This window comes from Microcystis sp. M113S1 (assembly GCF_020246945.1).
Taxonomy (GTDB): Bacteria; Cyanobacteriota; Cyanobacteriia; order Cyanobacteriales; family Microcystaceae; genus Microcystis.
The window spans coordinates 1-11,761 of sequence record NZ_JADBSA010000408.1; the positions used below are offsets into that span (position 1 = coordinate 1).

Consider the following 11,761-nt stretch of genomic DNA (forward strand, 5'->3'; position numbering starts at 1 on the left):
AGTGATTGGGGGGAAAATTCAGGGACTTTTTCCCTGAAAATTAGGTAATTGACCACCTGAAAATGGGTAAAACCCCACACCCCAACCCCCAACCCCCAACCCCCACCGAAAAACTTTTTCAGCAGACCCTACTTAGAGGCTGATAGTTTACTGCTATAAGCTTCTCTAGAATCCTCTCGAATACCTTGCTATGAATAACAAAATAATCTTAACATTTATAGGCTTGACTTTTTTAGCAAGTTGTGCTGATAGTAAACAGTTTCAATGTCAAAAAATCTATCGGATTGCCAACGAAGTAGCCCAAGAAACCAAATCCTTAACCAACGGTCAAGGGAGAGAAATTGACCAAAAAAGTTGGCTATTAGCCGCCGATAAAATCGAACAGGCCGCGGAAAATATGAAAAAATTAGCCCTGAAGGATACCGAACTAGATAAATATAAGACTGCTTTCGCTCAAGTTTACGAAGATTATGCCACGGCCACTCGTGAGATAATTCAAGTTATCGAAACTCGCGATAAAAACGGGGCAAAATTAGCACAGGAAAAGGTAAGAAAGGCCGGACAATTAGAAAAAGAAACTGGCGAAGCTTTTAATACCTATTGTCAAGCACAGTAAAGCAGTTATCAGTTATCAGTTATCAGTTATCAGTTATCAGTTATCAGTTATCAGTTATCAGTTATCAGTTAGAAGGTATTGGGGTTTTGGGGTATTAGTTAAAATTTCCCCATTTACCCATTGCCCTATCTCCCCATCACCTCACTCCTATACTTTAGGGTTTAATCGCATACAAAGTGCCGACATTTTTACTGCGAGGCATCCTGGAAAAGATGATAAAACCGAATTCTTGCAGATGCTTAACTAAAGCATCGGGACCCTTTTTATGCCATTCCATCATGATAATTTTCATCTGTCCCAATTGACCAGTTGCCGCTAAAGAATCGAGGATTTCGTATTCGGAACCTTCACAATCAATCTTGGCAACTATATCGATGTCGGGATAATCAGAGGTAATACCTTTAAACACATCGGTGAAAGGTTTAAGAATTAAATTGGCTGTAGCGGTTTGTTTCGAGGCAAAAGGTTTTAATTGCTCGTCAATTCCCGTAATTCCGACACTCCCTTTGACAGCATAATCGTATTCTACTTGAATAATTTCATCCCGAGCGCCGACTCCATAATCAAAAGCTTTAATCTTCTCCGCTAGATTAGGATTGAGGGCAAAATTTCTTAAAGCTTGGTCGTAGGTAGCCTTAAAAGGTTCGTAACTATAGACAGCTTTTACATTAGCTCGATTGGCAAAAAAGAGACTAGCAAAACCCGTATTCATACCAATATCGATCGCTACACAGGGCTTGTCATAGAGGAAATTATATACACCTAAAAGAAAAATTTCATGGACGATATCTAAATCCTGTCCCGTCTCGATAATTAACTTAACTCCATCGATCTCGATAATTAATTCCTGTTGCTCATCGATATAAAATTTACAATCAGCTAGAGATTTTAGTGCGTTAGCTTTGTTAAAAACTTTGCTACCTAAGAGGAAATCCTGCTTATTTTTGCTTAAACTGATCCCTAATGGTTTGTAAAAAAGTTGACCAGACTTAGTATCATATTCTACATAATTGGGATTAATATTATGCTCTGCCAACTGACTAGACCAATATTCATCGGTGATATGGGGGTAAGTCTTAAATTGCCGATAGCGTTTATGTACATCTAACAGTTTTTGGTAAAGCATTGCTTGTCTAGCCTCGATTTTTTAGGATGGATGAAGGTAATTTTATGGACAAGTCTGACAAAGTTTGATAGACTTGTCAAGAAAATCCCTCGTCTCTGAGCATCAGAAGTCAGGAAACCCATCTCAAACAAGGTAACACAGACCATCAGGAGTTAACACGCCTTGAATTACTCTGATTTTATATTTTGGTGGATATTAATCCTTTTTAGTGTTCCTTTCTTAACGGCACGCTATATAGCGAAGTCCTTCAATCTCTGGCGAGGTGTTTTTGATGAGGTCGGATTAGCGGTGCTGTCCCTAATCTTGTTTTATTACGCCAGTCGCACCAGTTTCCTCGTTTTCATCGTTTCTCTAGCCTTTAACTACATTATGGTCTGGCTAGTGCTGAAAATGAGCGGCTGGAAAGCGAATCTCCTAGCTACTATCGTTATCGTCATCGATATTCTTGTCCTGGCCTACTTCAAGTATTTCGGCTTTTTTGTGCAGGAAATCATCGGATTATTCGTTTCCCTCCCCCCTAACTGGAAGGAACTTTCTCCGATTCCCGTGCCTAGCCAAATACCGCCGGGGGTATCCTTCTATACCTTCCAGATGGTGGCTTTCGTGGTGGACTCCCTGCGGGAAAAGAAAAAGAAACCCCTAGCCGTCCTCGATTATGTCAATTTTATCTCCTTTTTCCCGCAAATTGTCGCAGGTCCGATCGAGCGTCGCCGGGATTTATTACCACAAATGGAGGGATTTCGCCTCAAATTTACAGGAGAAAACTTCGAGAAGGGTTTGCGTTGGCTTTCCCTCGGTTTATTTATGAAATTTGTCCTCGCCGATAACATTGCGCCCTACATCAAATTAGATAACATGATCGACAATGCTTGGTATATCTGGTTTGAGGCCTTTTTATTCAGCCTGAGAATCTATTTTGACTTCGGTGGTTATAGCTTTATTGCTGTTGGTTTAGCCTATTTTGTCGGCGTTAGATTAGAATTAAACTTTTTAGCCCCCTACACATCCCAAAGTATTAACGAATTTTGGCGACGTTGGCATATTACCCTTAGCACTTGGTTTCGGGATTATGTGTTTTTACCCCTGATGGGTTCCAATAAAAATTGGGCGCCTTTTTATCTATTCATTACCTTTACTCTCTCTGGTTTCTGGCACGGTGCAGCTTGGAATTTCATCTTTTGGGGTGCTTACCACGGGGCATTATTATTATTACTGCGTTATCTGGGCCGACCTTTCTATGCTTTTGTCGGAAAATACGTTTTTCAGCCGCAAGTCCTATTAGCGGCACTGTCCCTGATCCTGTTTTATTACGCCATTCGCACCAGTTTCCTCGTTTTCATCGTCTCCCTAGCCTTTTACTACATTATGGTCTGGCTAGTGCAAATGAAATGGTACCACAAGTGGAGGGGTTTCGCCTCAAATTTACAGGAGAAAACGCCGCAAATTGTCTCCTGGGCTTTAACGCAATTGGCTGTCATTTTTGGTTGTCTCTTTTTCATGGAGGTTAACACCAGAAGATTAATCGGTAAAATGCTAGTTATTGCCAATCCTTTCAATTATTCCTTAGCTAATATCGCTGAGATTTTTAGTTCCTATACTCTCAATCAAGGAGCAGTTTTAAGCGTTGCTTTAGTTCTTGGTATCATTGTTTTAATCCTCGAACATCTGGCTATTGCTCAGAAAAAGTTTGAATATGAACTATTGTTATCTCCTTGGCTGTCTAAAATATTGCTAGTTTTAACTATTCTCCTAGCTTCCACTAATACCGGTGACTTTATTTACTTTGAATTCTGATGAATACTAAATCCTTTAACCCTTTCCCCTGGTTAGCCTCTCTGGGAGTCGCTTGGTCCCTCGGCTTTGTTTACAATGTCATCTACGGCGGCGAATTAAGCTGGTTGCGGATGATGTACAACGAAAAATCAGCGATCGCAGCTAGGGTCGAAGGACCGCGGCGTTTAATCGTCACGGCAGGATCGGGAGCGCATTATAGCATAAATTCGGAATTAATGGCCAAAGAATTGGGAATGCCTGTGGTTAACTTCGGTTTACAGGGGGATATCGGGTTAAATGTCATTGCCGCTATGATTCTCGAAAAAGCGCGCCAAGGGGACGTAATTCTGCTGATTCCCGAATATCTCATGCTCATGGATGAGGACGGTTTTAATCGCGGCGAAGGACTTTGGGGGTCTGCACCTTTTAGCGTCGCTATTGGCAAACCCGGGTTAGGTGGGATACCGTTAAAAACCATGATCGAGGATACTTGGTTATTAGGTATTCCGGGGATGCGTCCAGTCACTAAATCGATGGTTGATTTATTCACCAAAGGCAGAATGACGGGTTATCTTTCCGATCCAATGACTAATACAGGTGATCCGACTATAGTTAAAGAAAGAACGGGGAAATGGTGGCAAATGACCTTTGATACTGCTGCTTCTCCTCATTCAATTAAATTGATTGAAAAACTCAAGAAAGATTTAGAAGCAAAAGGGGCGACTTTAGTGGTTTCTTTGCCCTGGGTTTATGCTAAAAATGATGGTAAAACCTTTGCTAATATTCGCAAGTCGGCTGAAGAATTAAGTCGGGTTGTGCCAACAATTTATGACCCAAAAGACTTGAATATTAAGACCGATTCTACTATTTTTGCTGACACTCACTATCATCTTTTGCCCCCGGCGAGAATTATTCGTTCAGAACAATTAGTTTCGGAACTGAAACCCATCTTAAACACAACCGAGAATAAAAATCCATGAATAAACCTATAACTAAGATTTGCATTCTGGGGGGTGGTTTTGGAGGGTTATACACGGCACTCGATCTGAGTCGATTAACAGCAGTAAAATCGGGTCAATGGCAAATAACTTTAGTCGAACCGAAAGACCATTTTCTCTTTACTCCCCTTCTCTATGAACTAATTACAGAAGAATTACAACGCTGGGAAATTGCCCCCTCCTACCGTCAATTATTAACAGGAACTCAGGTTAATTTAAAAACTCAAAAAGCCAGTAATATTGACTTAAACAATCATCGAGTATATTTAGAAAATGAGGAAGTTATAGATTATGATAACCTCGTTTTAGCGGTGGGAGTGCGGAATCGTTGGCCGGCTATACCAGGGTTAGCCGATTATGGGCTGACTTTTCGGAGTTTAGAGGATGTGGAAAGATTACAAACGACAATTTATAACCTAGAAACTCAAGGAAAATCCTCAATTAATTTAGCAATTATTGGCGGCGGTCCCAATGGGGTAGAATTAGCCTGTAAGGTGGCTGATCGTTTAGGAAAAAAAGGCAAAGTTCATCTAGTGGAAAAGAACGAGGAAATACTGCAAAACTTCCCTAAATCGGTGCGTGTTGCTTCCTATCGTTCCCTTTTAGCCAAGAATGTTAATCTCTATTTAAACACAGGATTAAAGGAAGTTGCAGCTAATTCCATAACCGTATTTAAAGATAATACAAATGAAGTCATCTCCATTGATTTATTATTGTGGACAGCAGGAACCCAAGCACAGGATTGGATCAATAATTTAGATTGTCAGAAAACAGCACAAGGCAAATTATTAACCCGTTCCAGTTTACAATTAATCGACTATCCCGAAGTTTTTGCCGTTGGGGATATAGCCGAAATTTATCCTAGTAAACAGGTAATTCCTGCCACAGCACAAGCAGCCTATCAAGCAGCCAGTGTAGTAGCCAAAAATATCTCGGCAGTGATCAGAAAAAAATCGCCCCAACCCTATTATTATCTGCATTTAGGAGATATGTTAACCTTGGGCAAAAAATCAGCCCTTGTCTCCAGTTTTGGCATTAATATTAGTGGTAAATTAGCCGATATAATGCGTCGCTTTGTCTATATTCTGCGTTTACCCAGCAAACGCCATCAGTTGAAAGTGTTTCGACATTGGGCAAAAAAAATTCTTCTCCGACTCCGTGATTCACAGGTGTTATCTAATACTAAATCCGTTGAGTATAGGCTACATATCAGGAGAGGCAAAAGGCAAAAGGGAGAATAAATAATCAGTTTTTATAGCGTTTCCTGTTCACAAGAGGTACATTATCGATGTTAAAAAGCTTAATCAGCAAAGGTTTAAATGTGCCACACAGGTGTGAGAACCGCCATAGAACGAAGCAATAAAAACTAATTAGAGGAGCTGAAGTAGTTGCAAAGACTCAATATCTCTACGGTCTAACGTTCTGGTTTAGCGGCAGCAGATCGACCATAGCGATCAACGAAAAGCCTCTCAACTGTCCGATCCAACCGGGTTGTTAGCCCTTACACAATTGGCTACAATAGCCCTACACAAGCTACGAGAGAAAAGTATGCCTGAATTAAAAATTAGCATTAGTGAGGCTGCTCACAAAACGCTGTTAGCACTCGTTGACTCCTCTGGGGATACGCTCCCAACAGTATTAGACAAAGCCATCGAAAATTATCGCAGATATGTTTTTCTAGTTCAAGCGAATGAAGCCTTCGCCGCCTTAAGGAAGAATGAGACTTTATGGCAAGAGGAAATTTCTGAAAGGCAGACATGGGAGCAAACTCTCGCTGATGGAGTAGAAGGGTAGTGGCAAAAATTACCAGAGGAGAAATATGGCTAGCAGACCTTAATCCAGTAAGGGGGCATGAACAGGCTGGTAAGCGTCCATGTTTAGTGATTTCAGCAGACCTGTTTAATCAGGGTGCATCTGGCTTAGTTGTTGTTTTGCCAGTAACTTCTAAAGACAAAGGAATCCCTTTTCACCTAAAAGTGGAACCTCCAGAGGGAGGAGTGAAAATGCCAAGTTTTATCAAGTGCGAGGACGTAAGATCAATCTCAGTAGAACGACTTGAGAAGCGATGGGGAACTGTATCCTCAGAAACCCTGGCATTGGTTGAAGACAGACTGAGAATCTTAATGGGACTGTAATGAAGATAGTTTCACCAATTTGCGCTCCAAGCCCAGGTTTTAGTTTGCATTCTTCCACTGTTCCAATGCCCCCTTCGTGTGACTGTACCATTCTGAATTTGATTACGATTAGGCTTGCCCTCGTAACGCGCCGATAGACTAACCAGTGCCTTCAGCATCGCACTTAAATTCACAGCCTCAATAAATGTGCATGGTGCGTTCCCCAAAATCGATCGGTGGAGCAGTAGTATCCATATTAGGGGACGCACCCTACAAGATCGGCGATCTGCTACGCAGTGCCTTTGGCATCGCACTGGCACCGCAAAGCGTCATCCAGTTAACCGCCTTGTTGGGCAGGATTGTGATACGTTGGTCTATGCTTAGGATCATCCTGTATCAAGGAGTTGTTATTTCCTGTATAGAGAAACTGAGATCCACCAAAAACAACGCCAGCCAGGTTTCCTTTCTTGCGTTGGTGATAGTGATATGAACCAAGCGAATCGGAAATATTCATAATTGATCCACATATATAGTGTTCATGGAGTTTACAGCAGATCCCATTCCCGCCTGATCTGTCTGCACCAAATACAATGACGGGGTTCGTCAGGGCAAATGGCATTGATACAGTGGAGATATGTGCGTCAGTAACGGCATCGTTGATGGACAGGGAAAAGTAGGAGCCTGCATCAGAGTGTGCATACTCAAGTTTGACGTAACTGTTCACATCTGGATCAATGGGCCCCTTGAGTTTTCTGGTTTCCCCGTCCTCTTTAATGAGCGAGAAGTAAAGCGTCCCCGAGCAATAAGTTGCAATTAATTGGTCACCATTGTCCCCTGTGATCTTGGTCAATACTGGGATATCATTAACTTGATAAGTGTCTATCGATAGGTGGTACACGCAGGTCAAACCAGGCTGCCCATAGGGGATTGATTTACCTATCGCGCACAGATCGCAAAGTCGATTAAATAGGAGATCATAGGTTATTATCTCGATCCGAGGGATTCTTTGGGAACATAATGATTCGATTAAAGGAAGATCATTGTCTTCCGATAGTGCGTATAGCAACTTAGCCCTAACCTCGGATATCCTGTCAATGCAAAATAGTGAACACAAGTAATCACGAGTCTCCTTATTGCCGATAATTGAACGACAGTACTCGGAACATTGAGAAATATATGTTTCTGCCCGGGAAGTTAGTTTTGCCCTATTCCCATCAGATCTTTCCGTGGAAATTTTGCCAACAAATGGCGTCTTCAACTCAACAATGATTATTGCATTTGACATCTCATCAAGGCAGATGAAGTCAGGTTCTGGTGTAAATCTTAGATCTTCGTCGTATGGCAACTTATTTGGCGAGCGTTTTTCAAATGATCTGGGACTCTTTGCTTTTAGGCCAATAAAGAGGATAGGATGACTCTCAAAAAGGTTTTGATAATCCTCTTCACAATTGGAATGTTTTTCGATCAAAATGCCGTAAAAGGCCAGAAGACCCCGCCAGAGACTATTATCGATCATGTGTTGCCTCAGCATCCTTAAGTTTCATAGCGAACCTGTTTTCCGCCCAACGTTCCCATTATGCCGCTGCCATCCTTGTTTTCAAATACAAAAACATGAATCTGCCTGTTATTGATGTGCCTCCATATACGCTCGTAGCAATTGATTGATCTGTGTTTGATAGCCACGCCCTTGAGACTTAAACCACTCTAATACATCGCTATCAATGGGGAGTGTAACTTGAGCCTTGGCTTTTGTAGCAGGTAAACCCCGCCGCACTACCGCCTTAGCAAACATTTCTGGCGTAATCTCTGGACAATCTGATAAATCAATATCTTCATCGCTCATCGCATCCAATCGTTGCCAATCAGTTTGAGAGTTGCTCGAAGTAGGTTCGTTGTTCATATTTCGTCGCTTTTCTTGCAGAAATAATACGGGTGCAATCTTCACGTTCTGTATGGACAACGGCAATCACTCGCCCTTGCAACAAACCGAATGTAACAAAACGCTGCTCTCCATAACCGTAACGATCGTCCTCAACCGTTACGATATCCCCATCAAACACGGCTGGAACATCGGTAAAATCTATTCCGTGCTTACGAAGATTAGCAAGACGTTTTGCTTCATCCCATTCATATTCCATAACCGAACGACAGCTACAATAACCAATTGTAGTTATAAATTGTCGTTACAGCTATCCATGCCAAGCAATTTTTATCGTCAATGAATGCCCCGCAAGCAACTTCAAGCCACTGTCCTCGCCCTTGGACTTGCCGCATAACTACATATTACAGGTCAACTTTCTATATAACACTCTCCAGAGTAACGATATGGGTCAACTTTCTGTATATCACACCCAAAAGCCTGTTAACCAGATGAGCTTACTGCAAACAATCTCCTTTAAGGAGACTGATCACAGAAGCTTTCTAGGGTTCTAGCAAAGATTCTTAGATATGACTGCACTTTGTCACAAAATTTTACTATTATTTTGACACTCTTAATGGTTGGAGAGGAAACATTAATCGCCAAGTCTGGTCAATTTTTGTCCAAAGCATTTCAGAAAATGACCTGAATAAATAGCCAGACATAGCGCTATTTTCTTTGTTCCCAAAAAGCTGGACATCCTCGCGCTTTTGGCAAATTTAAGACTATTGAATAGGGGAAATTAACTGATAATTAATACAAAGTTAGGGTGCGTTAATTTAAGCAATAACACACCCTAACTGTGTATTAATGCAAGAAATGACGAATTCCAGTCAAGACCATAATTAAACCTAACTCATTAGCGGCATTAATTGAATCCTGATCTTTTAAAGAACCTCCGGGTTGAACAATTGCCTCGATACCAAACTGGGCCGCCGTGCAAACAGAATCATCAAAAGGGAAAAAACCATCACTAGCTAAATAGCCACCTTTGGCCGCTTCTCCCGCTTGTTCGAGGGCAATTTTTACCGAACCAACGCGATTCATTTGCCCCGCACCAACACCTAAAGTAGTTTGATTTTTTGTCACCACAATAGCGTTAGATTTAACGTGCTTAGATACCTTCCAAGCAAACAGTAATTCCGCTAATTGTGCGGGGGTGGGTTGTTTTTCCGTCACCACGCGCCACTCGTCCGGGGTTTCTATCACGTCATCCGATGCTTGCACTAGAAAACCGCCGGCGATAACTTTTACCGTTTGTTTTTCCCCCTGACTTAAATCTGGTAGGGTTAAAATCCTTACTTTTGACTTTTTAGCGAGGATATCCCGGGCGACCGGGCTACAATCGGGGGCAACCACGCATTCTAGGAAGGTTTTCGTTAATTCTTTAGCGGTTGCTTCATCTATGGCTTGATTTAGGGCAACAATACCCCCAAAAGCGGAGGTAGAATCGGCATTAAAAGCTTTAGTATAAGCTTCCACTAAACTACCACCGATCGCCACCCCACAGGGATTAGTGTGTTTCAGGATGGCGGCGGCAGGTTCTTCTGGTCCGAATTCGGCGATTAAACGGCGGGCTGCTTCTAAATCGACTAAATTGTTATAACTTAGTTCTTTTCCCTGTAATAAGGTCGCTTTTGCCCAACCTTGAGCCGTTGTACCGCTGCCGTACCAACTGGCACTTTGGTGGGGATTTTCGCCGTAACGGAGGGTTTGCAGGGCATTTCCTGCCAAATTAAAGCGAGTCGTTTCCCCGTTTAAGCTGGCGAAATAGGATGCGATCGCACCATCGTAGGCATTGGTTAAAGCGAAGGTTTCCCCCGCCATTTTTTGACGGAATTCTCGGGAGATTTCGCCGTTATTTTGCCGTAATTGGCTTAAATACTGCTCGTAATACTTCGGGTTACTGATGACAGTCAAATGGGCGAAATTTTTAGCTGCGGCGCGTAACATCGCCGGACCACCGATATCGATTTGTTCGATCGCCTGAGCAGTGGTAACATCAGGATTAGCGATCGTCTGTTCAAAGGGATAGAGATTAACCACCACCAAATCAAAAGGACGAATTTGATTAGCCTCCATTTCCGCTAAATCTGACTCCCAATCCCGTCTAGCCAAAATACCGCCATGGATGCGAGGATGGAGAGTTTTCACCCTTCCGCCCAAGATTTCAGGAGATCCTGTATATTCTCCCACTTTAATCACGGGAATTCCCGCCGATTGGAGCGTTTTTGCGGTTCCTCCACTGCTAATAATTTCAAAATCAAATTCTTCTGTTAGCTGACGGGCAAAGTCAACTATTCCGGTTTTGTCAGTGACGCTGATCAGCGCTAAACGTCCCATAGTAGTGATCTATAAGCAACAATTTCAGTATATCCCAGCCCTAACCCGTTAAAAATTAAAAAAAGTAGGTTAGTAAATAATCAGCTGCTTCTATATTTTCGTCTCTCAAATATCAACTTATGCCAAGAGATTTTTTAAACTCCTCCTGGAAAGATTTAGTCTGACTTGTTAAAAAATACAGGATTTTTCAGGGGGGCAATTCAATTCTGAATTGCATCACTGTCTGATCTACCTTCATAGAATACCTCATTCGGGGTACGATAGTCAAGACATTTTCGAGGACGATTGTTAATTAAGTTTACGGCTCTTTCTACCTCCTCTGGCTTAACAAGTTTCAAATTCTTTCCCTTGGGAAAGAATTGTCTTAACAGTCCCTTGGTATGCTCGTTTAATCCCCTCTCCCAAGAATGATAAGGAGTAGCACTCATAAAAATCTGCTCCTAGTTTCTTCACGAGACTCTTGATGTCCACAAAATTCTTTGACCTTGTCACAATTAAAGGTTTTTCTTTTGTCAGGGGGAATCTCTTGGAAAAGTTTTTCGGTGACAAGGGTTGATTTCCGATGCGGTTTTGTTTTTGGCTAATCCTGCTCCTAAAAATTTCGAGGCTTTGTCCACATGAGTAACGAGAACTCCTAGATGATTTCCTCCAATCATTGTGTCACTTTCCCAATGACCGATTTCGGTTTTCTGGTCAGCAATTGCTGGTCGCTCGCAGATATCTACACGCCCCGGAATCCCTCCAAGCTTGCTTTTGGCTCCATTTCGACTCTTTCTTTTTCCTCGTCTGGCCGCGTAGGTATTCTTGATACTTTCCACAGTCTCGATAGTTTTGATAGATCATTTGATAGATGGTTTCGTGACTGAGAGATTC

At 42.1% G+C, this 11,761-nt stretch carries 11 protein-coding genes and 1 pseudogene; 6 read left to right on the top strand and 6 right to left on the bottom strand.

All coding sequences use genetic code 11. The features are described 5' to 3' along the window. The first annotated feature begins 190 nt into the window (after positions 1 to 190). Complete coding sequence (locus IM319_RS20755) at positions 191 to 616, top strand: hypothetical protein (RefSeq protein WP_286826349.1); 426 nt, start codon at positions 191 to 193, stop codon at positions 614 to 616. Between the two features lie 154 nt (positions 617 to 770). Here IM319_RS20755 and IM319_RS20760 read toward each other — a convergent pair whose 3' ends face one another. After that, complete coding sequence (locus tag IM319_RS20760) at positions 771 to 1,742, bottom strand: FkbM family methyltransferase (RefSeq protein ID WP_287736760.1); 972 nt, start codon at positions 1,740 to 1,742, stop codon at positions 771 to 773. Between the two features lie 162 nt (positions 1,743 to 1,904). Between IM319_RS20760 and IM319_RS20765 the strand changes: the two genes are divergently transcribed. From IM319_RS20765 to IM319_RS20785, 5 genes are all read left to right on the top strand, one after another. Beyond that, positions 1,905 to 3,536, top strand: coding sequence for an MBOAT family O-acyltransferase (locus IM319_RS20765; protein ID WP_287736761.1), 1,632 nt, complete (start codon positions 1,905 to 1,907; stop codon positions 3,534 to 3,536). After that, positions 3,536 to 4,495 carry a hypothetical protein gene (locus tag IM319_RS20770; protein ID WP_287736762.1) on the top strand — a complete coding sequence of 320 codons (960 nt, stop codon included), beginning with the start codon at positions 3,536 to 3,538 and terminating at the stop codon, positions 4,493 to 4,495. The genes IM319_RS20765 and IM319_RS20770 overlap by 1 nt, the downstream gene beginning before the upstream one ends. After that, positions 4,492 to 5,754, top strand: a complete 1,263-nt coding sequence (locus tag IM319_RS20775; protein ID WP_287736763.1) for an NAD(P)/FAD-dependent oxidoreductase — start codon at positions 4,492 to 4,494, stop codon at positions 5,752 to 5,754. Before IM319_RS20770 ends, IM319_RS20775 begins: the two co-directional genes overlap by 4 nt. Positions 5,755 to 6,061: 307 nt before the next feature. After that, the gene (locus IM319_RS20780; protein WP_002739747.1) at positions 6,062 to 6,307 is read left to right on the top strand and encodes a hypothetical protein; all 246 of its coding nucleotides are present in this window, start codon (positions 6,062 to 6,064) and stop codon (positions 6,305 to 6,307) included. Further along, positions 6,307 to 6,648, top strand: coding sequence for a type II toxin-antitoxin system PemK/MazF family toxin (locus IM319_RS20785; protein WP_287736764.1), 342 nt, complete (start codon positions 6,307 to 6,309; stop codon positions 6,646 to 6,648). Before IM319_RS20780 ends, IM319_RS20785 begins: the two co-directional genes overlap by 1 nt. Before the next feature lie 316 nt (positions 6,649 to 6,964). Here IM319_RS20785 and IM319_RS20790 read toward each other — a convergent pair whose 3' ends face one another. The 5 genes and pseudogenes from IM319_RS20790 to IM319_RS20810 form a co-directional block, all read right to left on the bottom strand. After that, the gene (locus IM319_RS20790) at positions 6,965 to 8,143 is read right to left on the bottom strand and encodes a Shedu anti-phage system protein SduA domain-containing protein (protein ID WP_187602909.1); all 1,179 of its coding nucleotides are present in this window, start codon (positions 8,141 to 8,143) and stop codon (positions 6,965 to 6,967) included. A 108-nt stretch (positions 8,144 to 8,251) separates the two neighbouring features. Further along, positions 8,252 to 8,527: a BrnA antitoxin family protein gene (locus IM319_RS20795; protein WP_002756884.1), complete on the bottom strand. Its 276-nt coding sequence runs from the start codon at positions 8,525 to 8,527 to the stop codon at positions 8,252 to 8,254. Then, positions 8,490 to 8,765 carry a BrnT family toxin gene (locus tag IM319_RS20800; RefSeq protein ID WP_002785632.1) on the bottom strand — a complete coding sequence of 92 codons (276 nt, stop codon included), beginning with the start codon at positions 8,763 to 8,765 and terminating at the stop codon, positions 8,490 to 8,492. Before IM319_RS20800 ends, IM319_RS20795 begins: the two co-directional genes overlap by 38 nt. Before the next feature lie 587 nt (positions 8,766 to 9,352). After that, positions 9,353 to 10,888: a bifunctional phosphoribosylaminoimidazolecarboxamide formyltransferase/IMP cyclohydrolase gene (gene purH / locus IM319_RS20805; RefSeq protein WP_287736766.1), complete on the bottom strand. Its 1,536-nt coding sequence runs from the start codon at positions 10,886 to 10,888 to the stop codon at positions 9,353 to 9,355. 200 nt (positions 10,889 to 11,088) lie between these two features. Continuing rightward, positions 11,089 to 11,761 (bottom strand): annotated as a pseudogene (locus IM319_RS20810) (IS30 family transposase); the annotation flags it as partial.